Annotated in this window: 21 protein-coding genes and 1 pseudogene; 16 read left to right on the top strand and 6 right to left on the bottom strand. The window is 62.5% G+C overall.

Going from position 1 to position 22,451, the window contains the following annotated elements:
- Genes E8E78_RS12315 through E8E78_RS12305 form a run of 3 tightly spaced genes read right to left on the bottom strand, consistent with a single transcriptional unit; the run spans position 1 to position 2,952 of the window.
- Positions 1-408, bottom strand: coding sequence for a potassium channel family protein (locus E8E78_RS12315; RefSeq protein ID WP_059394881.1), 408 nt, complete (start codon positions 406-408; stop codon positions 1-3).
- A gap of 28 nt (positions 409-436) precedes the next feature.
- Positions 437-2,278, bottom strand: a complete 1,842-nt coding sequence (gene ftsH, locus E8E78_RS12310) for an ATP-dependent zinc metalloprotease FtsH (protein ID WP_059394882.1) — start codon at positions 2,276-2,278, stop codon at positions 437-439.
- 26 nt (positions 2,279-2,304) lie between these two features.
- On the bottom strand, positions 2,305-2,952 hold the full coding sequence (locus E8E78_RS12305) for a BON domain-containing protein (protein ID WP_027917283.1): 648 nt from the start codon (positions 2,950-2,952) through the stop codon (positions 2,305-2,307).
- 152 nt (positions 2,953-3,104) lie between these two features.
- Between E8E78_RS12305 and E8E78_RS12300 the strand changes: the two genes are divergently transcribed.
- From E8E78_RS12300 to E8E78_RS12285, 4 genes and pseudogenes are all read left to right on the top strand, one after another.
- Positions 3,105-3,359, top strand: a complete 255-nt coding sequence (locus tag E8E78_RS12300) for a hypothetical protein (protein WP_059394930.1) — start codon at positions 3,105-3,107, stop codon at positions 3,357-3,359.
- A gap of 6 nt (positions 3,360-3,365) precedes the next feature.
- Positions 3,366-5,648, top strand: a complete 2,283-nt coding sequence (locus tag E8E78_RS12295) for a heavy metal translocating P-type ATPase (protein ID WP_059394883.1) — start codon at positions 3,366-3,368, stop codon at positions 5,646-5,648.
- Positions 5,649-5,759: 111 nt separating this feature from the next.
- Positions 5,760-7,379: pseudogene (groL, locus tag E8E78_RS12290) on the top strand (chaperonin GroEL).
- 28 nt (positions 7,380-7,407) lie between these two features.
- A complete protein-coding gene (locus E8E78_RS12285) occupies positions 7,408-8,298 on the top strand; it encodes a universal stress protein (protein WP_059394884.1) in 891 nt (296 codons plus the stop codon).
- Between the two features lie 14 nt (positions 8,299-8,312).
- Here E8E78_RS12285 and prs read toward each other — a convergent pair whose 3' ends face one another.
- The gene (gene prs, locus E8E78_RS12280) at positions 8,313-9,260 is read right to left on the bottom strand and encodes a ribose-phosphate diphosphokinase (protein ID WP_059394885.1); all 948 of its coding nucleotides are present in this window, start codon (positions 9,258-9,260) and stop codon (positions 8,313-8,315) included.
- A gap of 155 nt (positions 9,261-9,415) precedes the next feature.
- Between prs and E8E78_RS12275 the strand changes: the two genes are divergently transcribed.
- Positions 9,416-9,907, top strand: coding sequence for a BCAM0308 family protein (locus E8E78_RS12275; RefSeq protein ID WP_059394886.1), 492 nt, complete (start codon positions 9,416-9,418; stop codon positions 9,905-9,907).
- A 50-nt stretch (positions 9,908-9,957) separates the two neighbouring features.
- On the opposite strand, the gene E8E78_RS12270 is transcribed toward E8E78_RS12275, so the two are convergent.
- Complete coding sequence (locus tag E8E78_RS12270; RefSeq protein WP_114942191.1) at positions 9,958-10,854, bottom strand: universal stress protein; 897 nt, start codon at positions 10,852-10,854, stop codon at positions 9,958-9,960.
- A 162-nt stretch (positions 10,855-11,016) separates the two neighbouring features.
- On the opposite strand from E8E78_RS12270, the gene E8E78_RS12265 reads away from it, so the two are divergent.
- Entirely contained in the window at positions 11,017-11,895 is an 879-nt protein-coding gene (locus E8E78_RS12265; protein ID WP_059394887.1) for a universal stress protein, read from the top strand.
- Between the two features lies 1 nt (position 11,896).
- Here the strand turns inward: E8E78_RS12265 and E8E78_RS12260 are convergent, their stop codons facing one another.
- A complete protein-coding gene (locus E8E78_RS12260) occupies positions 11,897-12,469 on the bottom strand; it encodes a phosphoribosyltransferase family protein (protein WP_059394888.1) in 573 nt (190 codons plus the stop codon).
- 187 nt (positions 12,470-12,656) lie between these two features.
- On the opposite strand from E8E78_RS12260, the gene E8E78_RS12255 reads away from it, so the two are divergent.
- The 10 genes from E8E78_RS12255 to E8E78_RS12210 all read left to right on the top strand — a co-directional run bounded on the left by E8E78_RS12255 (position 12,657) and on the right by E8E78_RS12210 (position 22,451).
- Positions 12,657-13,214 carry a nitroreductase gene (locus tag E8E78_RS12255; protein WP_059394889.1) on the top strand — a complete coding sequence of 186 codons (558 nt, stop codon included), beginning with the start codon at positions 12,657-12,659 and terminating at the stop codon, positions 13,212-13,214.
- A gap of 51 nt (positions 13,215-13,265) precedes the next feature.
- Entirely contained in the window at positions 13,266-14,534 is a 1,269-nt protein-coding gene (locus tag E8E78_RS12250) for a hypothetical protein (RefSeq protein WP_280337114.1), read from the top strand.
- Positions 14,535-14,589: 55 nt separating this feature from the next.
- Complete coding sequence (locus tag E8E78_RS12245) at positions 14,590-15,309, top strand: ABC transporter ATP-binding protein (RefSeq protein ID WP_059394891.1); 720 nt, start codon at positions 14,590-14,592, stop codon at positions 15,307-15,309.
- The gene (locus tag E8E78_RS12240) at positions 15,306-16,199 is read left to right on the top strand and encodes a biotin/lipoyl-binding protein (protein ID WP_059394892.1); all 894 of its coding nucleotides are present in this window, start codon (positions 15,306-15,308) and stop codon (positions 16,197-16,199) included. Before E8E78_RS12245 ends, E8E78_RS12240 begins: the two co-directional genes overlap by 4 nt.
- On the top strand, positions 16,196-16,681 hold the full coding sequence (locus E8E78_RS12235; protein ID WP_114942184.1) for a TolC family protein: 486 nt from the start codon (positions 16,196-16,198) through the stop codon (positions 16,679-16,681). Before E8E78_RS12240 ends, E8E78_RS12235 begins: the two co-directional genes overlap by 4 nt.
- Before the next feature lie 8 nt (positions 16,682-16,689).
- Positions 16,690-17,673, top strand: coding sequence for an efflux transporter outer membrane subunit (locus E8E78_RS12230; RefSeq protein WP_114942185.1), 984 nt, complete (start codon positions 16,690-16,692; stop codon positions 17,671-17,673).
- Entirely contained in the window at positions 17,670-18,812 is a 1,143-nt protein-coding gene (locus tag E8E78_RS12225; protein ID WP_059394893.1) for an ABC transporter permease, read from the top strand. The genes E8E78_RS12230 and E8E78_RS12225 overlap by 4 nt, the downstream gene beginning before the upstream one ends.
- Positions 18,813-18,958: 146 nt before the next feature.
- Positions 18,959-20,152, top strand: coding sequence for a cation:proton antiporter (locus E8E78_RS12220; protein ID WP_059394894.1), 1,194 nt, complete (start codon positions 18,959-18,961; stop codon positions 20,150-20,152).
- Positions 20,153-20,208: 56 nt separating this feature from the next.
- A complete protein-coding gene (gene potE, locus E8E78_RS12215) occupies positions 20,209-21,540 on the top strand; it encodes a putrescine-ornithine antiporter (RefSeq protein ID WP_059394895.1) in 1,332 nt (443 codons plus the stop codon).
- Positions 21,537-22,451: a transporter substrate-binding domain-containing protein gene (locus tag E8E78_RS12210; RefSeq protein ID WP_059394896.1), complete on the top strand. Its 915-nt coding sequence runs from the start codon at positions 21,537-21,539 to the stop codon at positions 22,449-22,451. The genes potE and E8E78_RS12210 overlap by 4 nt, the downstream gene beginning before the upstream one ends.

The raw sequence follows: 22,451 nt of genomic DNA, 5'->3' as shown, positions 1-22,451 counted from the left end.
TTACTTGGCCTTCCAGTACTTCTGCATTTCGAGGAACAGGAACGAGGCGGTCCAAGTGATCAGCACCAGGCCGGTGAGGTACTTGAGGTGGCCGGTGGGCGCGATGTCGCCGAAGCCTATCGTGGTGTAGGTGGTGAAGGAAAAATACACGCAGTCGAGGAAACTCCCGTCGAAATTGCCACTGAGCGTGCCCCAGCCCGGGGCATGGGCCATCAGGTAATAGGCCAGGGCAAAGCACCACACCTCCAGGGCGTGCGCCAGCAGCGCCCCGAATACACCCGCCACGATGCGAAAACGGCTCCAGACCTTGAGTTGTGGTAGCCAGTCGTTCAGGCGCAGCAGGCATTCGTAGTGAATGATCACCACCAGGATCACCACCAGCATGTTGATCAGTGTCACAGAGAACATGGCGGGTACCCTGGCCAGGATTGACGGTTCATTTGCTGACATCGACCAACACATAGGTGGCGGGCTCATTGGCCTGGGGTTGCAACGCCGGGAATTCTTCGGGGGTGATGGTCTCCTTGGCCAGCAACAGGCGCGCGCCTGCGTCCAGGTCCTTGCGGCGCTGCTCCAGCAAAGCCCGCGCCTGGCCATAGGCTTCTTCGAGCAAGCCGCGGACAGCCAGGTCGATCTCGCGCGCGGTTTGCTCCGAGTAGTCCTTGCGCTCCTGGCGCAACACCGAATCTCCCAGATAGCCGGCTTGCTGGCGGTCCAGCACCGCCTGGCCCAGGGCCGGGCTCATGCCGAAGCGGGTGACCAGCTGGCGGGCGATGTCGGTGGCGCGCCCGAGGTCGTCGGCGGCACCCGTGGAGACCTGGCCGAACGCCAGGTGTTCGGCGGCGCGCCCGGCCATCAGCACGACCAGGCGGTCGCGCAGCATCTGGGTGCTGATCAGGTAGCGGTCATCGGTCGGCCGTTGCAGGGTGTAGCCCAGTGAACCCGCGGCGCGGGGAATGATCGACACCTTGTGTACCGGGTCCATCGCCGGCAGGCTGCTGGCGGCCAGGGCATGGCCCATTTCGTGGTACGCCACCACCTGCCGCTCGTCGCTGCACAGCACGCTGCCTTTGCGCTCGACGCCTGCCACCAGGCGCTCGACCGCCGCGGTGAAGTCCTGCAACTCGACCCACTGGCTGGAGCGCCGGGTGGCGACGATGGCCGCCTCGTTGACCAGGTTGGCCAGGTCGGCGCCCGTCAGGCCCGGGGTGATCTCGGCAATCCGCTCGCAGTCCAGGTCGTTCTTGTAGATGATCTTGTGCAGGTGGACTTTCAGGATCGCCAGGCGCCCCTTGCGGTCGGGCCGGTCGATGAGAATCTGCCGGTCGAAGCGCCCGGCACGCAGCAGCGCCGGGTCCAGCACTTCCGGGCGATTGGTCGCTGCCAGCAGCACCACGCCTTCACGCGGGTCGAAGCCGTCGAGTTCGGCCAGCAACTGATTGAGGGTTTGTTCCTTCTCGTCATTGCCGCCAAAGCTGCCGACGCCGCGCATCTTGCCCAGGGCATCCAGTTCGTCGATGAAAATGATGCAAGGTGCGGCCTGGCGGGCCTGGTTGAAGAGGTCACGCACCCGCGCGGCACCCACGCCCACGAACATCTCCACGAACTCCGAACCGGAGATCGAGAAGAACGGCACCGCCGCTTCCCCGGCGATGGCCTTGGCGACCAGGGTCTTGCCGGTGCCGGGTGGGCCTACCAGCAACGTGCCCTTGGGCACATGGGCGCCTAGGCGCGCATACCACGCCTTGTTTTTCAGGAAGGATACGATCTCGGTCAGTTCGCCCTTGACGTCGTCGATACCGGCCACATCGGCGAAGGTTACCTGGGTGTCATGTTCGACATAAACCCGCGCGCGTGACTTGCCCACCCCCATCAACCCGGCCAGCCCCTGTTTTTGCCCCAGGCCATGAAACAGGAAGTACCACAGTACCAGCATCATCAACAGCGGCATCAACGCACCCACCACGGTCGCCACAGTGCTGTCCTCGACGACGCCAGAGAACGCCACCCCAGAGCGCCCCAGTTGCTCGCTCAGTGCCGGGTCGACGCGCACGGTGGAGAACACCGAATGGCCATCGATCGGTTCCTGCAGCCTGCCGAGGATACGGTCGTGCTCGATATGCAGGTCGCTGACCTTCTGCTGATCGAGCAATTGCAGGAACTGGCTGTAAGGGATGGCTTGCGTGGCCGGCTGGTTGAACAGGCCGAACTGCACGGCAGCGAGCACCGCCAGGCCGACTGCAAGGAGGTAGAGCTTCCAGGGCTGATCCTTGTTCATGGCCATCTCTCCTCGGTGCGGCGGCGCTAGGCGATCAACAGATAATCTTCGACCTTGCTGACGCCCGGCACCGACCAGGCCGCACGTTCGACCACTTCTCGCTCGCGCAACAAATGCACCTTGCCTTCCAGCTTGACCACGCCACCGTTGACCGTGACGCGGATGCCCTCGGCCTGGATTTCGGCACTGCGCTTGAGTGCGTCCTCGATGTGGCGCTTGATATCGACCGCGTCGGCCCGGGCTTTGAGGGTGATGCGGTTGTGCACGCCAACCACGCCCGACAGGCGCCAGACCGCCTGTTCGATCACTTCCTTCTGGTATTGCCAATCGAGCTGGCCTTCCAGGGTTACCGTCCCTTTTTGCACGGTGACCTTGATGCCCTCCACGTTGGCGTCCGAGCTCCAGGCGATGATGTTCAGGGCACGGCTGGCAATCGTGTCGTCAGCGGTCCCTTCGAGCTTGTTTAGGCGTACCTCTATCTCCTCGGCCAGCCCGCGCACGCCTTTCATGGCCTTGACCGTGCGCTCGGCACTGACTTTCTGGGCGTAGCTGTTGACGTGCCCGGAGAGGGTGACCACACCGTCCTGCACCGTCACGCCGATGCTGGCGGCATTGATATCAGGTTTGAATTCCAGCTCTTCGAGCACAAGGTCTCGCAGGTCAAGGTCGTTCATGATCGGCTCCGATAGCGGACAGGGGAGGGGCTGAAGTGCCCTGAGTCCTTGTTTCTACCCTTGTGCCGGCCAACGCGATTGACAAATGTCAGGCTGCGGTGCACGGCGCCATCGATACTCAGCGTGTCCTGGGCATGCATGAGGGTGCGGATATGCGACGTTATGTGCTTTGCGGGTGGGCAAGCCTGCTGCTGATTACTGTTTCAGGCTGCACCGCGTGGCGCGCCGAGGAATACGATGCGCGCCTGGAGTCGGCGGAGAACAATGCCGCCACCGCGAGGTTGCGCGCCGATCAGGTGTGTTACCGCATCGATCTGGTCGAGCAGACTGCCAACGAGGCGCTGCGGCGGGCAACCCAGGCTCAGGACGAAGTGCAACAACTGCGCCAGCAGGCCAGACACAAGTAGACCGCCATGCCACGTCGATTGCTCGACCCGGCACTGTTGGGGATCTGCCTGCTGGCCTTGCTGACTGGCGGCGTGGCCTACGCGGCGCAGCGGCCTGCCTGGGCCGCGCTGGCCTGGGCCACTGGTGGCCTGGTCATGGCCGGGGTCCTGGCGGTGGAAATGCTCAGGCGCCTGGCCCGGGGGGAGGCGGGTATCGACCTGATTGCCTTGTTATCGATCGGCGCCGCGCTGGCCCTGGAGAACATGCTGGTGGCTGCGGTGGTGGCGCTGATGCTGGCCACTGGCCGCGCACTTGAAGCGTTCAGTGTGCGTCATGCCGAGCGCGAACTGCGCGCGCTGATCGACCGCGCGCCGCAACGTGCCTGGATCCAGGAACAGGACGGGCTGTGTGAGGTTGCGGTGGACCAGGTCAGGCCAGGTCAGGCCGTGCTGGTGCGCCTGGGTGAAATCGTGCCAGTGGACGGGCGCCTGCAGAGTCCACTGGCCACGCTGGACGAGGCGGCACTGACCGGGGAGTCGTTACCCGTCACTCGCCATCGCGGCGAGTCGGTGGCCAGCGGGGTGTGCAACGTCGGCGCGCCGTTGCTGCTGGTGGCCACGCAGACCGCGGCGCAAAGCACCTATGCCGGCATCGTGCGCCTGGCCGAGACGGCACGCCAGTCACGGGCGCCCTTCGTGCGCCTAGCTGACCGCTACGCGCTGGCCTTCATCCCGCTGACGTTGCTGATCGCCGCGCTTGCCTGGTGGGCCAGTGGCGACCCGCAGCGCGTGCTGGCGGTGCTGGTGGTCGCCACGCCTTGCCCGCTGATACTGGCGGTGCCGATTGCCGTGCTCTCGGGCATCTCGCGAGCGGCGCGGCGTAGCATTCTGGTGCGCGATGGCGCGGTTCTGGAGGCGCTTGCCGGGATCCGCCAGGTCTTTCTCGACAAGACCGGAACCTTGACCAGCGGTCACGCGCGCTTGCAATCGATTGAACTCAACGGGGAGGGCGCGCCGCTGCAGGTCTTGCAGTGGGCCGCGTCATTGGCCCAGGCATCCACCCATCCGATCGCTCGGGCTATTGTCGACGCTGCCCTTGCGCGGGGCCTTGCCCTGACGGCGCCGGAACAGGTGCAGGAGGCTCCAGGCCAAGGGTTGGCCGGCCAGGTGCAAGGCAAAGGCGTGCGCTTGGGGCTGCTGGCTTACGTGCAGCAGGGCAGGGATGCGGGCCATTGGGCACAGGCGTGCTTGCAGCAGTTGGACTATCTGGCCAGCAGTGGCAGTTTCGTGGCCGTGGATGGCGAATTGAAGGCGATGCTGCGACTGGCCGACGATGTGCGTCGGGAAACACCCCAGACCCTGCGCCGGCTTCGAGCGCGCGGAATCGATCAGATAGTCATGCTGACTGGCGACCGCCCCCAGACGGCGCAAATGATCGCATTGACGGCGGGTATTGATGCGCTTCGCTCTGGCCTCTCGCCGCAGGATAAGGTCCGCCTGGTTCAGGAAGGTCGCCAAAAAGGCCCCGCGCTGATGGTCGGGGATGGCATCAATGATGCGCCGGCACTGGCTGCTGCCGATGTCGGGGTTGCCATGGGTGCGTCCGGCGTGACGGCCTCGGCGCAATCATCCGGCGTGGTCTTGCTGGTCGACAGGCTGGATCGCTTGATCGAAGCGCTCGACATCGCCCGACACGCCGTGCGCATTGCCCGGCAAGGCGTGTGGGTGGGCATGAGCCTCTCGCTGCTGGCCATGCTGTTCGCTGCGGCCGGCTACCTGCCTGCGGTCATGGGGGCGGTACTGCAGGAAGGCATCGACCTGTTGATCATCCTCAATGCCCTGCGCGCCCTCGGCCCGGTCGCTGGCGATGGCCGCAACGGGTTGCCGGCCGTGAGCCTGCAGCGCATGCAGGACGAGCATCGGAAGCTGGAAGGGTTGTTGACCGAACTGAGCCAGATGGCGCGGGACTTTGCCAGCCGCCCTGCGCCGCAGGCGCGGGCCGACCTTGGGCGCCTGGTCGCCGCCCTGCATGGCTTGCTGGAGCGCCATGAGCGGGACGACGAGCAGCGGCTATACCCTTTGTTGAGCCGCTACATGGGGGGCGAGGATCCGCTCTCGCCGCTCAGCCATACCCATCGGGAAATGTTCAGGCTGATCCATTTGCTGACGCGCATGAGCGAGGATTTCACCCAGGCCGCTGCCAACCCGAGCGCCGACGAGATCCAGCACCAGCTCATACGCCTGGATACCTTGGCGAAATTGCATTTCGACCAGGAAGAAGCCTTGTATCGGTACCTCGACAAACACTGAGCGACGCTGCAGGCGTTCGCACGCTTGATAAAAATCAAGCGCCCAGGGCAGCGTGCGCTGGATGCTGGCTGCAGCAGTCAATCACGCTGCCCTGCACGGGAGCCGAAAATCATGCCGCACAGCAAAATCCTCTTTCGGTCAGCGGCGCGGGAGAAGATCCTCAGTGGCGCCACCCAGCTCGCCGATGCCGTACGCGTCACCTTGGGCCCCAAGTCGAAGTCGGTGCTGATGCAGAGCACCTGGGGGCGCCCGACTGTCTGTAACGATGGCGTGTCCATCGCCAAGCGCGTCGACTTGCAGGACGCTGAGGAGAACCTCGGCGCCCAGATGCTGCGCCAGGCAGCCGAGCGCACGGCGGAGGCGGTTGGCGATGGCACTAGCACGGCGACGGTACTGGCCCAGGCAATTCTTGCCGATGGCGTCAGAAACGTGGTGGCCGGAGCCAGTGCCATCGACCTCAAGCGCGGCCTGGACAAGGGCCTGGCGCTGGTTCAGGCGGCATTGCTGGCGCAGTCGCGTGCGGTCAACACGATCCGGGAAAAAGCCCAGGTGGCCACATTGTCCGCCCACAACGACCCCTTGATCGGTCAGCTGGTCGCTGACGCCCTGGAAAAGGTCGGTGTGGAAGGCGTGGTGAGCGTGGAGGAATCCAAGACCACCGAAACCGTGGTCGACATCATGGATGGCATGCGTTTCGACCGGGGGTACGTGTCCCCGTACTTTGTCACCGACACCGAAAAGATGCAGGTCGAACTCACCGATGCGTGTGTACTGCTGTGCGATCACAAGATTGGTGCGCTGGCTGACCTGCTGCCATTGCTCGAACAGGTGGCCAAGAGCGGCCAGCCGTTGATGGTGATCGCCGAGGACATCGACGGCGAAGCCTTGACCACACTGGTGGTCAATCAGATTCGCGGAGTGTTGCGCGCCGTGGCGGTTAAGGCTCCTGGGTATGGTGATCGGCGCAAGGAAATGCTTCAGGATATAGCTGTACTCACGGGGGCCACAGTGGTGTCGGCTGAGTTGGGCGTCAATCTCGACAGCCTGCAACTGTCCCAGCTGGGCTAGGTTCACCGTGCGCTGGTGCTCCAAGACAGCACCGCCTTGGTCGGAGGCAAAGGCACGCAGGAGGCCGTGGCCGAGCGTGTCGCGCAAATCCGTGCGCAGATCGCCTCCAGTACCAGTGATTATGACCGGGAGAAGCTTCAGGAACGCCTGGCCAGGCTTGCCGGTGGCGTGGCTGTCATCCGCGTGGGCGCACCTTCCGAAGCCGAGATGAAAGCGCGCAAGGACGCTCTGGATGACGCCTTGGCGGCTACCCGCGCAGCGATTGCCGAGGGCATCGTGCCCGGCGGCGGCCTTGCCTTGCTCAAGGCTGTGCCTGCCTTGCTTGCCGAAGAGCCCAGCCATGAAGGTGACACACGCACGGGGCTGCAGATCCTGCGCCGGGCACTGGAAGCGCCAGCACGGACGATCGCTGAAAATTCCGCTGTGGACGCGGGCGTCGTGGTGGCTCGCATGCTGGCCGAAACGGGCAGCATCGGCTTCGATGCCGCATCCAATACGTATGTCGACATGTACGAGACAGGCATCATCGACCCTACGAAAGTGGTGCGCGTCGCACTCGAAAATGCGGTCTCGGTCGCCAGCATTCTGCTGCTGACTGAAGCCACCATGACCGATATCCCGGAGAAGACCGCACCCCTGATGCAACCCCCGCTGCCTGAGTGATCAGGCCGGCCCACCATTGGAGGCAATCATGAGTCACTATCAACGCCTGTTGCTGATCATGCGCCCGATGCTGCACCAGGCGGCCGCCCTGGAGCAGGCCGTTGCACTGGCCCGATCCGCATCGGCCAGCCTGCACATCGTCGCCTTGCTCGAATCACTGGACAAACTCTGGCTGCTGGAGTCCGGTAAGCACCAAACGGAGCGGGAGGCTTACCGGCTTGCTCAGCAGCGACAGCTGGAAACCCAGGCGAACGCGCTGCGCGCCTCTGGCGTGCAGGTGACGACCGAGGTGGCCTGGAGCAATGACCTGCAGGATGACATCCTGCAGCACGTCATGGAGATGCAACCGGACCTGCTGCTCAAGCAGGTCGAACATGAGCCCGCGCTCAAGCGCGCGTTCTTCACGCCGCTGGACTGGCAACTGTTGCGCCACTGCCCGGTCCCGGTCTACTTGCTCGGTGCCAGCCGGCCGGCGTTGCCGCGCGAGGTCGTGGCGGCGGTGGACGTGGCCGACACCTCGGCTGAGGGGCAGGCCCGAAATGACAGCATCGTCCAGCAGGCCAGTGCCTTGGCCTTGCAGACAGGGGCGCAACTGGACCTGCTGCACGCCTGCGACCTGTCGATGGCCTACATGGGCGACATGGGCTATGCCGCCTGGGCCATCGGTGACATTGCCGCGCCTTTGCGCCAAGCGCTGGAGGACGATTTCAAGAAACTGGCCGAGCGCTTCGGAGCGCCACCGGAACGCCGCCACTTCGTGCTGGGCCGCCCGGTCGCGGTGCTCAGCGAATACGTCGAGTCACAGCCGGTGGACGTGCTGGTCATGGGCCGGCCCATCGCACGGGGACTGGACCGTCTGTTCGGCAGCACCACCGAACATGTGTTGTACCAGGTGCCTTGCAATATCCTGGTGGTGTAGGGCTGTGCGGCTGGCTACGCCATGGGCATGAGGCGCTCAGCGACCAGGGCGCTGCTGTCGACGATGTCCAGCTGGGCCCGGCAAGCGGCGGGCAGGCGAAAGGGCGTGATGCTGTCGGCGACCAGGATGCGGTCGAACATCCCGCTTTCGAACAGCGTTCCTGCGGCGGTGAACAGACCGTGGGTGGCGGCAGCCAGAATGCGGGATGCGCCAGCTCGATGGCAGGCGTGTGCGGCCCGCAACAGTGTCTGGCCGGTACTGATCATGTCGTCAAACAGCACGACCGTGCAGCCAGCCACATTCCCCACCAGGCACTCGCCGCTGAGCTGCGTGTGTTGCCGGTGCTTTTCCACCATGGCCATGGCCACCGGGCGCGCGAGCAAATGGGCCAGTGCGTGGCGAAACTGTTCGGCGCGCTTGATACCGCCCATGTCCGGCGACACCACCGTGATGACCTGCTCAGCAAGCAGCGGCGCCAGGCGCTCGGCAAACAGCTGCGCGCAGTTGAGGTTCCAGGCCGGGATCCGGTAGGCATTGTCGAACGCGCTGGGATTATGCACATCCAGCGCCACCACCCGGTCGATGCCGCAGCTTTCCATCAGGCGCGCCACGTGAAGGGTAATGGTCGAATCCTGAAATTCCACCTTGCGGTCCTTGCGTCCGTAGCACAGATAGGGCGTCACGGCTGTCACCTGGCTGGCGCCAGCATCCTTGAGCGCACCACAGAAGAACAGTAGCCGGCACAGTTTGTCGTGAGCGCTGTGGTGCGTGTCACCATAAAGTGAGTGGAAAACGACGGCGTTTCGCCCCTCGACCGGGTCCATGGGCCAGCACTTGTGTTCGCCGTCCTCATAGTCTCGCTCTTCATGTGCCGACAGCGTGACGCCCAGGCGTCGGGCAACGGCATCGCCATAGCCTTCGCTCCCTTGCAATGCAAACATCAATGGCGCTGTGGTGTTCATGCGCGGTACTCCCCGGGTCGTTATCGGCAACATAAGCGGCGTGGCACCGCTGGGTTTGACGATTATCAAGTACAGCGTGGCCCATGGGCGGACACTGTGCAGGTCAGCGCATGCCAATGGCTGCGATCTTCACAATCCGTACAGCGAGCACGCCGATGGACAAGTATCAGAAAAGCCACAAGGACAAATTGTTCAAAACCCGTCCCTTCGACCCCTACGCCATACCCCTTCGCCCGAGTGGCAACGCGCTTTGCCCGCAATGTGGCGCCGTCTATCACGAGGGTGAATGGCACCCGCACGGCGCCAACGGCCTCGGGCTGCTGGAGTCGACCGTATGCCCAGCCTGCCGACGCATCGAAGACCATGCCGCAGCGGGCCAGGTGCGCGTGTCGGGCCGTTTCCTCACGGCCCATGAGCAGGAGATTCGCCAGCTCATGCTCCATGCCGAACAGCAAGAGCGCCAGACCCACGTGCTCGAACGGCTGATCGCCATCGACTGCAAGGATGACGAACTGGTGGCAACCACCACTGGCACGCACCTGGCCAACCGTATCGGACATGACCTGGAAGCCGCTTATGACGGCACCTGCAGCTATCGCTACAGCGACAGTGAGCGATACCTGAGCGTCGATTGGCATCGCGATTGAGGTGGGCCGCCGGTTTGCCCAAGCACGGAGCCTGGCAACCCGGCGGTCAATCAACCGTGGATCGCCAGAAGGCTCGAATGCACTTTGTACAGGGTCTGCTCGGTGGTACTGCCGATGACCTTGGTCAACCCTTCATGGTAAAGCGTGCCCATGACGACCACATCGAAGCCATGCTGGTTGGCGTATTCGCTGACGACACTGCGAGCAGCCCCGCGTATCAGGTGCAAATGGTCCGGCTTGATGCCGTAGTGGCCCGCGAAGCGGGTCAGGCGTTCCCGTGCCCTGCCTGTCACTTCTTCGACCACCTCATCGGTCCATGCCACCGGTGCGGCGGCGTAGGCCATGAAGCTAGGGCTCGGTTCATAGGCCTGGAGCACATGCAGTTGTGCCTTGCAGCGCTGCGCCAGCACCTGTGCAGCCTGCAGAACATGGTCGTTGCACCTGTGTACCGCAGCGTCGTGCTCGACCAGGTCCACGGCGGCCAGCACCCGCGCAGGCAGCGCCGCCTCAGCCTGAGCCACTAGGTGCAACGGTATCGGGCAGCGGCGTAGCAACTGCCAGTCCAGTGGCGTGAGCAGGGCACGGCTGACGACGGTTTCGTGGCGGATATCCTTGATCAGCATTTCCACATGGTGCAGCTGTGCCAGGCGGATCAGGTCCTTCAGTGGGTCATCGTCATCCAGCGTTTCGGGGTAGGCGGTAATGCCCTGTTCGCCAAGCGCTTGCGCCTGCTCGTGCAGCCATGCCCTGCGGTGCTCGGCGTCTTGCTTGCGGGCACTGCTGCGCAGCATTTGGTCAAGGGTGATCAGGCGTGACGGTAGTTGGCTCAGAACCACCAGGTGCAAGGTGGCGCCTGTGGCCTTGGCCAGCGCTTGGGCGCGCGCCATGGCTGGCGAGGGGTGCAGGTCCGGGTGGCAGATCAGTAGCAGTCGCGTCAAAGCGTTCATGATGGCCTCCGCAGCGATGGCCCTCGCCGGGAAGGCATACGGGCTCAGGCGTAGGGTGCCGCGATGGCGCCAGGGGGCCTTGATTTTTATCAAGAACGAACCAGCCCGGGCTCCGATAATGGCATGCATACGCATACCTGCAGCCGCGCCGGGAGGTGCCCGATGAACCCGTATCGCCGGATCCTGCTGATCATGACCGAGGCCCAGGCCAATGCCGCGCTGTCCCGGGCCATGGCCCTGGCGGCGGCGTCTGGTGCCGCCCTGCAGGTGCTGGGTGTCCATGAACCCGGCGAACTGCGTCTGCGCCACGAGTTGCAGGCAACCCCGCTGCCTTCCGTTTCCTTCGTGCACTTCAGCACAGAGCTCAAGGCGCTGCTCGACGAACAGCCGGCAAGGGGGGCACGCCCAGGTTTCGAGGCCGTGGAAACCGCCGATCCCCGCGACCTGGTGCCAGCCTGCATCGCCCGCTACGCGCCTGACCTGGTGATCAAGGCCTGCCCGGGCTGTTCCCTGATCGATCAGCTGGCCCGGACCTCGCTTGACCAGGTGCTGTTGCATGCGAGCGAGGTGCCGTTGATGTTCGTGCCAGCGAATGCCCCGGCCATGCCAGGTAACGTGCTGGTTGCGGTGGATGTCTCGCAACCCTCGCCGCTCAATGACGCGCTGGTCGTTGCTGGTCAGCAACTGGCGATGCAATGCCAGGGCCAGTTGCACCTGCTTTCGGCATACGACCTGCCAATCGCAATGCTGGCCAACCCTGACCTCGCCGGCCCGTGGGCGGACGAAGTGCGTGAATCACTGCAGTTGCCGTTCGATGCGTTGGCCGATGCCCATGGCATCGCCCACAGTCATCGGTTCTTCAGCGAAGGGGCGCCGTTGCGCGTCATCAAGTCCCATATCGCTGCGCTGGGAGCCGATGTGGTGGTGGTCGGCGCCGTGCAGGCAAGGCGTTGGGCCAAGCTGATCGGCGATACCACCGAGCGGCTTGTCAGCCATGCACCGTGCAGCATCCTGACCATCAAGCCCGCACCCGGCAGTTGAATCAGGCGCAATCGCCGGTTCGGCCATGGCGTACCACCTCCACGCAGAATTGACCTTCGTAGGGTGGAACATGGCATTCGACGATATCCTGCGCCGCCACCTGCAGGTGAATGCCGACGATATCGGCATGCACCGGTTGGCGGCAGACGTGGCGGTCGACAAGTACCGCGCTGATGATGTGGCGCGCACCCAGTCCGGCGAGGTAGGCACAGGTGCGTAGCAGAGAGTGCCCTTCGTAGAGCACGTCATCGACCACCAGCAAGGTGGTGCCGGCAAGGTCCAGCTTGGCGAGCTCAGGGTTCTCGGTGAGTTGCGTATGGGCATGCAGGAGGCTGAGGTCGTCCGCGTAGCGCTTGACCTTGATCGGGTAGAGCGGCAATGGCGCAGCACCGGTCAGTGCTTGCAGGTGCAGTTGCAGGCGCTGCGCCAACGGCTCACCTCGCCGCTGAATGCCTATCAGCGCTACGTCGGACGCAGGCAGGCGTGCCAAGGCCTGACGGGCCATCGAGCGCAGCACGCTGTCCAGATCGTCTTCGTCATACAGGCGGACCCTCGATGGAGCGGGGCGATTCATGGAGTTTTTCCTTTATTGGATAACGCTGTCCGCAATGCTACCCGTGCTCCTTGAGGTGGGCTTGATAAAAGCCAAGTGATAGCCAGCCGAGTCACGGCCAGTGCCTGAGTTTCCCGGTTCTGATCCAGGTCAAACAGGCAGCTCAAAGGCGGGCTACGGTCCGGATAAATACTTTCGAGGCTGAGCCATGAATATCTATGAGGCGATTCGCGAGCGTCGCTCGACCCGTGAATTCACCGCCGAACCTGTCGAGCAGCACCTGATCGTCCGCCTGATCGAAGCCGCGGCACAGGCACCGAGCGCGATGAACCTGCAACCTTGGGTGTTCACCGTGGTACGCGACCAGGCACTTCTGCAGCAGGTATCGTCCGATGCGAAAGCGTACCTGGCAAAGCACTGTGGCGATCAGTTGCCTGAATCCTTGCAAGCCATGTTGAATGATGAGCGCTTTCAGATCTTCTACCATGCTCCTGCGCTCATCGTGATCGCTGCGAAGACGGCCAGTGACTGGGCCGTTGAAGACTGCGCGCTGGCCGCGCAGAACCTGATGCTCGCGGCGCATGCCGAAGGCCTGGGCAGTTGCTGGATAGGGCTGGCGCAGCGTTATCTCGCCACGCCGGCTGGCAGGCAAGTTTTGCACTTGCCCGATGAATGCGCCCCTGTCGCACCGGTGATTGTAGGTTATCCCCGCTCAGTGGCAGCTGAAGTGCAGCGCAAGGCGCCGGAGATTCACTGGATCGGTTGACGCGCCGTGGACCTCGTATCTGCAGGCTCACCGCGCGAGCGAGGTCACACCATGACCCTCCCTGAGCGCTTTCCACTGGGAATTATTGAACCCGTCGCCAACCTCGTGCTTGGCTATGTGCGGCAAATTCCAGGCGTTGCGCAGGCGACAATCGCCGGAAGCATACGTCGCATGCGCGATACGGTAGGCGATATCGACATACTCATCGAAGCAGAGGCCGGCGCGGATATCATCGCGCAATTCTTGCGCTTCCCAGACATCGCAGAAGCGCTGAGCAAGGGGCCCGTGCGCGCCAGTGTCCGCTTGAAATCCGGGCTGCAAGTGGACGTTAGGTTAGTAGTGCCGGCCGTGCATGGAGCTGCTTTGCTCTATTTCACGGGCAGTAAGGAACACAACATAGCGATCCGAAGCAGGGCGCGGTCCCTCGGCCTCAAGCTGAATGAGTATGGTGTATTCGATGGTGATCGCTGCTTGGCTTGCGGCACCGAAGCCGATGTTTACAAGGCACTCGGGTTACCGTGGATTGCTCCGGAACTGCGTGAAAATGCGGGTGAGCTCAAGGCGGCCGAGCAGGGTCTGCTACCCAATCTCCTCGAGGCAACTGATTTGAAGGGCGATCTGCACGTGCGCACGCGGGTATCAGGCGCTGGCGATGCGATGGAGGAAGTGGCCCTGGCTGCACGTGCAATGGGGTTGGAATATCTGGCGATAGCAGACGGCTTGAGGTCTCTGCATCTTCCCATGGGGCTTGACCTCGAAGGCCTGCGGCAGCAGATGGACAAGATCGATGCTCTAAACTCGCGTCTGCAAGGTTTCACGCTTCTCAAAGGTGCCGAAGCCAGTATCCTCGAGGATGGCAGCCTGGGTATCCCTGACCTTTTGCTTGAGCGGCTGGACCTTGTGGTCGCTGCGGTGCACGCCCCCCTGAAACTCACGCCTCGGCAGCAGACACTGCGTCTGCAACGTGCAATAGCACACCCCTGTGTCGCTATTCTGGCGCACCCGCTCTGTCGTTTGATCAATGAAGTCGATGGGCTGGAATTTGACATGGCGGCGATCCTCGATACAGCTGTCGAGCGTGGCTGTGCCCTGGAACTGAATGCCCAGCCGTTGCGTATGGACCTGCCTGATCGTTATTGCCGTCAGGCCAAAGAGCGCGGTGTGTTGATCAGTGTCAGTGCCGATGCTGGCAACGCGGACGAACTGGCCCGTTTGGGTTATGGGGTGGGTCAGGCACGGCGAGCCTGGTTAGAGCCTGAGAACGTGCTCAATACTCGTTCGATACATGAACTTCGTCATTGGTTGACAGCACTGCGCTGAGCAACGGGTAGATGTGGCGTGTCTGGAAAGCCCGCGACTCTATCGGGAGTGCATGATGGACAACAGCAATCTTGATACTGCCGCGAGCCCCGCCATTGCCGCAAAGGGCTTGAGCAAGTGGTTTGGTGATGACGCTGCTCGTATCAAAGCCGTCGACGACGTGACATTGAGCGTGCGGTTCGGCGAAATGGTCTACATCGTGGGGCCTTCAGGCAGCGGCAAGACCACGCTGTTGAGCATGCTCTCGGGCATTTTGCGCCCCGACACTGGCAGCGTCGTCATCAATGGCCAGGACATTTGGGCCCTGGATGCCAACCAATTGGCCGAATTGCGGCTGCAGCAGTTCGGTTTCGTGTTCCAGGACTATCACCTGTTCAGCAAACTCACCTGTGCCGAGAACGTGGCGATTCCGCTGATCCTCAGGTATCAGCCTTGGCGCACGGCACTTGCCGCAGCCCGGCAAGTGCTGGGCATTGTTGGGCTTGCCGAACGTGCTGAGCTGACGCCAGCAAAACTGTCTGGTGGCGAACAACAACGGGTGGCCATTGCACGGGCAATGGTTGGCCAGCCTGGCCTGCTCATTCTGGACGAGCCAACGGCATCGCTTGACGGTGACACCGGCAAACTCATCATCGCCTTTGTCAGGGAGCATGTGCTTAGCCCACACTGCTGCGTACTGATCGTCACCCATGACACCCGCATCGAACGCTATGCCGATCGAATCGTGCATATGGAGGATGGCCGGGTCATGGAAAGTGACCGGGTGCGGCCGTGAAAAGGCCCTGGCTGTTGGCATTGGCTCCGCTGGGTGTAGTGGCCGGGTTGATCGCAGCGTTTCTGTTTGCACGCACGCCTCGCCCATTGCCCCCGGCGTTCCCGCCCGCCAGCAGCAGTTTCCAGGCGGCCATCTATGCCAATGGCATCATCGAGAGTGAGCAGGCCGGGGGGAGCGATATCGTCATTTTCCCCCAGGTAGCGGCCCCGGTTACCCGCATCTTGGTGCATGAAGGGCAGGCGGTAAGCCGTGATTCGCCCTTGGTGACACTGGATGACGCTGTGCCTCGGGCAAACCTTGAGCTGGCGCAGGCAAACCTGGCCATTGCCCGCGACCAGTATGCCAAACGCCTGGCCTCCTTTGGCATTGATGCCAGGTCGATCAGCAAGGACGCCCTGGACACCGCAAAGAACCAGGCCGCCCAGGCCCAGGCCGCGTTCAAGGCCGCGGCCGCCGAATTGGCCCGCTATGTGATCAAGGCGCCTAGCGACGGCATTGTGGTCACCATCAACAGTGCCGTCGGCAGCTATGTATCGCCGCAGGGGGCCTACAACATCCACACCCGGGACTTCAACCCCTTGCTGGTGATGACCAGTGCGCAGGATCGCCTGATGGTGCGTTGTTACGTCGATGAGATACTGATCGACAAATTGCCGCCCGTTGACCTGATTCAGGCCGAGATGACCCTGCGCGGGACGCACATCAGGGTACCGCTGGAGTTCGTGCGGGTGCAGCCCTATGTCACGCCCAAGATCGAGCTGTCCAATCAGCGGCAGGAACGGGTGGACCTTCGGGTGCTGCCGGTGCTTTTTCGCTTTGAAAGAAAGGCCCTGCCTGCGGTCTATCCAGGGCAGCTGGTGGATGTCTTCATTAGCCGGAAGACACCATGAGCCGTTTGCGCCGCAGGCTGCCGGCCGCATGCGCTGGGTCGCTGTGTGCGCTGTTGATGATTGCCAGTTGCACGGTCGGGCCCGACTTCAAGCCCCCTGAAGCCCCGAATCGGCAGCTGTATTGGCAGGGGGCGCTGGGCGACCCGATCGATGCGCAGGGTCAGAGCCAGGGCTTCGTGCCTGGCGGCGACCTGCAATGGGACTGGTGGACACTGTTCCGCTCGCCAGCCCTGGATGCTTTGGTAAAGCAAGCCATTTCCCGCAATCCAAGCCTGCAGGCTGCTGAAGCCAGCCTGCTGCAGAGTCAGGACCTGTTGAAGGCAGGCCAGGGTGTCTATTACCCGCAAGTGAGTGGTCGTTTTGCCGGGTCTCGTCAGCAGGGCAACGCCGGGCAACCGGGACTTGCCACGGCGGATTCGATTTTCAATGTCGTGACCCTCAGTGGCACCGTCAGCTATGCGCTCGATCTGTTCGGTGGGTAAGGAGGGCCGTGGAGGGCCTGCAAGCACAGGTCGATGTGCAGGCCGATCGCTTGCGCGCTGCGTTTCTTGCCCTGACAGCGAACGTGGTCAACACCGCCATAGCCCGTGCGGCTTATGCGGCGCAAATGCAGGCCTCCGAGCAACTCATCACCTTGCAGCAACAGCAACTGGACGTGACCCAGGTGCAGGTTCGCAGCGGCACACTCGCCGATTCGGCGCAATCTAGCCTCAGAAGCCTGATCGCGACCAACCAGGCGCAGCTGGCCGAGCTGAGACAACGGTATACCCAGTCGGGTCATCTGCTGGCGCTATTGGGGGGCTCGGCACCGAACCAGGTGCTGCTGCCTGATATCACCTTGGGCAGCTTGTCGCTACCGCACGACTTACCGGTCAGTTTGCCCTCGGCCCTGGTGCGTCAACGTCCCGACATACGGGTAGCCGAAGCGCAGTTGTATCAGGCCAGCGCCGACATAGGGGTGGCCACTGCCGCGATGTTTCGCAGTTTCACGCTTTCGGCGCAGTACGGCACGGCCGGTACTGCCATGAGCTCGCTGTTCTCGAAACGATTCTGGTCGATTGGCCCCAGCATCGATATTCCGCTGTTCGAAGGTGAGCGACTGTGGTTTGGTCGTGAGGCAGCCCGGGAGGCCTATCGGCAAGCCGCTGCGACCTACCGGCAAATGGTGCTGTCGGCATTTGCGCAGGTGGCGGACGTGCTCGACGCCTTGCAACTGGACGCAGTGGCTCTGCAAAGGCGCAGCGAGTCAGCCGCGGCGGCTGAAGCGGCGTTGCAAGCGGTGCAGGCCAGCTACCGGGCAGGGCTGGTGCCCTACGTCGATGTGCTGGTCGCCGATGTGCAGCTGCAACAGGCCAACATGTTGCTGCTCGATGCTTCAGCTCAGCGGCGACAAGACACGGTCGCGTTGTACGTCGCGCTCGGTGGTGGCTGGTGGCATGCGCCTCAGCTCGGTAGCGGGGGAGAGGCACCATGAAATATGCAGGGATCTTGCGCATCGGCTACAAGCTGTTGGTCAACGACCGGGCCAAGTTTTCCGCGCTGCTGGTTGGCCTGACGTTCTCGGTATTCCTGATGATGCAGATGACGGCCATGTTTGCCGGCATTCTGACCAGGGCCTATTCGACAGTGACCAACATCGGTGCGCCGATGTGGGTGATGGATCCGGCGGTCAACACGCCGACCGCCGTCATTGCGCTGCCGGACTATCTGCTGGATGCGGTGCGCAGCATGGAGCAGGTGGAGTATGCCGTGCCGGTATTCATCGGCAACGCCCAGGCCCGGCTGGCCGATGGCACCTACCAGATCGTCAGTGTGGTGGGGCTGGACGATACCAGCCTCTATGGTCGCCCGGAGCTGGAGCAAGGCGCCATCGAGGCGCTCTACGGCGAAAACGCCTTCATCGTTGTTCATGACTCGGAGTTCAGCAAGCTCGGCAGCCCCACGCTAGGCACGGAGTTCGAACTCAATGATCACCGCGGCACGGTAGTCGGCATCGCCAAGGTGCTGTCCAGCGGACTGATTGGTGTACCGACCCTCTACACCACTTACCGGCGAGCAATCGAATACATTCCGACTGCACGGTTCACGATTTCCTACATTCTGGTCAAGCCGAGAACCACCCTTGGGTCCATGCGGATACGCGATGAGGTCGCCCAGTTGGGTTATATCGCGCTGACCAAAGCCCAGTTCAACCAGCGGATCGCGGATTACTACATCTACCAGACGGGCGTGGGCACCAATATCCTGTTGATGACACTGATCAGCTTTCTGGTGGGTTTATCCATTTCAGGTCAGACATTCTACAGTTTCATCCTCGAGAACCTGGACAAGTTCGCGGCGCTCAAGGCCATGGGTGCGAAAGCGCAGGACCTGGTGCTGATGATTCTGTTCATGGCGATCGCATGCGCATTGACCGGTTATGGATTGGGCGTTGGCCTGATGACGGGCGTGATTGTCCTGGTGCGATCGTACCTGCCCAATTACGCCGCCATCGTAACCTTCTGGAATCTGGGCCTGACCTTGGGTCTGGTTTCATTGATCGCCGGCACTTCCAGTTACCTGGGTATTCGCAAAGTGCTGCGGGTGGAACCGTTCGAGATTTTTCGTTCTTGACGCGTGGTCCAGGGCCTTTGCCTGCACCGTCGGATCTTTATTACCTGCATTGTTGACCTAGGATAACTTCTGCCGCCTTTCAGATCGTCGCGTTGCGCGCGCAGTGATAGCGTTGGTACATACGCTTTTGATCCCGAGGCGTGGCCATGTATCAGAACCTGGCTGTTCTGGCCGCCTTGCTGGTGCTGTACGCCAGCCTGGCCGGCGCGCTTGAATCCAAACCTGTCAATGGGCCGCTGTTGTTCCTGCTGGCGGGCCTGGCGGCAGGTCCCTCCGGGCTGGGGTTGTTGAACCTTTCGCTGGACCGCAACGATCTTCGCTTGCTGGCCGAGCTTACCCTCGCAATCGTGCTGTTCAACGATGCCGCCAAGGCCGACCTGGCCCAATTGCGTCAATCCCGCAGCCTGCCGTTGCGCCTGCTGACCCTGGGGCTGCCGCTGACACTGATTGCGGGCTGGCTTGCCGCTTGGCTGATGTTCCCTCAGATGCCCTGGCTGGAGATGGCGCTGTTGTCGACGATACTGGCCCCGACCGATGCCGCCCTTGGCAAGGCGGTCGTGAGCAACCCCGAGGTGCCGGCCAATGTGCGCGAAAGCCTGAATGTCGAAAGCGGCTTGAATGACGGTATCTGCGTGCCGGTACTGCTCTTGCTGTTGGCATTGTTGATGGAGGCTCACTCGACGATGCCTTTTGCCTTGGCGGGCTATTTCTTCCTGGAGGAGTTGGGTATCGGTGTTCTGACGGGGGCGGCGCTTGCGCTGTTGGTGGGCGGGTTGTTACGTCTGTCGCAACGCCATTGCCTGCAGATCGAGGCCTGGCAGCAATTGGTGATGCCCGCGCTGGCCTTACTGAGCTTCGCCTGCGCCCAGGCACTGGGGGGCAGCGGCTTCATCGCTGCATTTTGCGCAGGGTTGCTGACAGGCTACCTGTTCAACCGGGAAACGCGGCCGTTACTGGTCACCGCTGAGTCATGCGGTGAAGCGCTGTCACTGCTGACCTGGGTGGTGTTCGGTGCCTACGTGGCGCCCAAGGCTTCGCAGATCCTATCGCCCTCCATCTGGTTCTACGCACTCTCAAGCCTGTCGCTGGTGCGCATGCTGCCTGTCTGGGTCAGCCTGGCGGGCAGCACACTCAGCGCCGAGAGCCGCCTGTTCATTGGCTGGTTCGGGCCCCGTGGTCTGGCTTCCATCGTTTTCGCGGTGCTGATACTGGATACGCCGCTGCAAGAGGGTGGCACGATCATCGCGTGCACCATCGCTTGCGTCATGCTCAGCGTGGTATTGCACGGTGTGAGTGCATTGCCGGGGGCGCGGCGGCTGGGACGCCGCGTTCGACAGTGAGGGTATGACAGGCGATCAACCGGCTTCATCGAGGCATTTACGCGCAGGAGAGCATCATGAGTGATCCAGCAAAGAAAATGGGCTTGGTCGGGCTCACGACCCTGGTAACGGTGAACATGATGGGGTCGGGCATCATCATGCTGCCGGCGAGCATGGCACAGATCGGCGCGGTGTCGCTGCTGTCCTGGCTTATTACGGCAGTGGGCTCGATGGCCATTGCCTATTGCTTTGCCCAATGCGGCATTTACTGCACGCGTTCTGGTGGCATGTCTGCCTACAGTGAGGAAGCCCATGGCAAGTCTGCATTCTTCTTGTGCTCGTACCTTTATTTTCTTTCATTGATGATCGGCAATGTGGCCATCGGTATCTCTGCCGTGGGCTATCTCACGCCGTTCTTTCCTTGGCTCGGGAGTGGCGCCGTACCGCTGCTGGTCGGGGCGGTCATGCTGATCTGGTTCACGACCCTGGCCAATCTGGGGGGCGCCGAGATCACTGGCAGGCTGGGTGCCATCAGTGTATGGGGCGTGATTGTGCCCGTTGCCGGTCTGAGTCTGATCGGCTGGCACTGGTTCAGCTCCGCTACCTTTCAAGCGGCCTGGAACCCAGGGCAAATACCCGTCGCCCAGGCCATTACCAGTAGCATCCCTCTGACGCTATGGGCGTTTCTGGGTATGGAGTCGGCCGCGCAAAACTCCGATGCGGTAGAAAATCCGAAGCGCAATGTGCCCCTTGCCTGTCTACTCGGCACCCTGGGTGCAGCCGTGGTGTACATTCTTTCGACCAGTGTGATTCAAGGCATCGTGCCCAACCCGGACCTGGCCAATGCCAGCGCACCGTTTGCCATGGTCTATGCGCGGATGTTCAATGACAGCGTCGGCAACGTCATCATGGGCTTGGCGGTGATCGCCTGCGTGGGCTCGTTGCTCGGCTGGCAATTCACCTTGGCTGAGACCGCCAAGGTCACCGCCGGGCAGGGGCTGTTCCCAAGGCTTTTTACCCGCACCACGGCCCGCGGCGTGCCGTTGGCCGGCATGCTGGCCTGCGCCGTATTGCAGAGTCTGATTGCGCTGTCGACGCTCTCGCCAAACGCCAGTGCTCAGTTCAGCAAACTGGTCAACCTGGCTGCGGTGACCAATATCATTCCCTACATCACCTCGCTGACCGGGCTGCTGGTGATCATGTACAAGGCGCAGGTGGACCTGGCCATTTTTCGCCGCAACACCGCAATCATGGTGCTCGCGGTGTGCTATTGCTTCTACGCACTTTACGCCTCGGGTCTGGAAGCGGTGTTCGGCGCGGCGTTGATCATGGCGCTGGGCTATCTGCTGTTCGGCTTTATCGCCAAGCGTTTTGTCAAAGCGCTGGACATGATCGGAGGTGCGTCATGATCAACCTGTCGAAACTTGCCGGGTTATGCCTTGCGAGCCTGCTCTTGAGCGGGGTAATGGGCGCTCAGGTTGTTGCGGCTGATGGCCTGGACCGCTTGCGTGATAGCCAGGTGCTCACTCTCGGCTTCGTAGAGGGCTTCGCGCCGTTCTCGTCAGGCAGCGAGCAAGCACCGCAGGGGTATTCCGTCGAACTTTGCAAGGCGGTGGCCGCACACATTCGCCAGTTGCCAGGGTTGGCCGGCCTGCAGGTGCGCTGGCGCGCCCTGGCAGAGCCACAGAGCCTTCCAGCCTTGGCTGCGGGCGGAATCGACCTGTTGTGTACGCCCATGGTGGAAACCGTCAGCCGGCGTGGTGCTGCGGACTTTTCCATTCCGGTCTTTACCTCTGGCCTTGCCGTGCTGGTAAGGCGCGACGCGCCGGATACCTTGCTGGGGCCACTCACTGGCCGCTCGGGCGACAACGGCCCACATTGGCGTGCGACGATCAACGCCGGGTTGAGCAAGCACAGCTTTGCGGTATTGCGTGGCTCATTGAGCAGTCGTTGGGCGCAAGAGCGGATACGCCAGCTGGGTTTGCAATCCACGCTGGAGGAGGTATCGACCTATGAGGAGGGTGTACGGCGTGTGGCCGAACACAAGGTCGACGCGTTCTTCGCCGACCGGGTTATCCTTCTCGCGCTGCAGGCCCGGCAGGCCGAGCGGGAACAGCTATTGGTTCCGGATCATTTGTTCGTCATGAGCCGGGTAGCGTTACCGATGCGTCGGGGTGATGACGAATTTCGGCTGCTGGTGGACAGCGCCTTGAGCAAGGCACTTGCCGGGGCAGAGGGCGAGGCGTTGTTCGTTCGTTATCTAGGCCCGCTTTCCGACCAGGACCGGCTGCTGCAAAGCCTGTATCCGTTACCTGATTAA

The organism is Pseudomonas sp. BN505 (assembly GCF_029873175.1).
In the GTDB taxonomy this organism is placed as follows: domain Bacteria; phylum Pseudomonadota; class Gammaproteobacteria; order Pseudomonadales; family Pseudomonadaceae; genus Aquipseudomonas; species Aquipseudomonas putida.
Note: the sequence above shows the minus strand (reverse complement) of the source record. Positions and strands in the feature narration are given on the sequence as shown.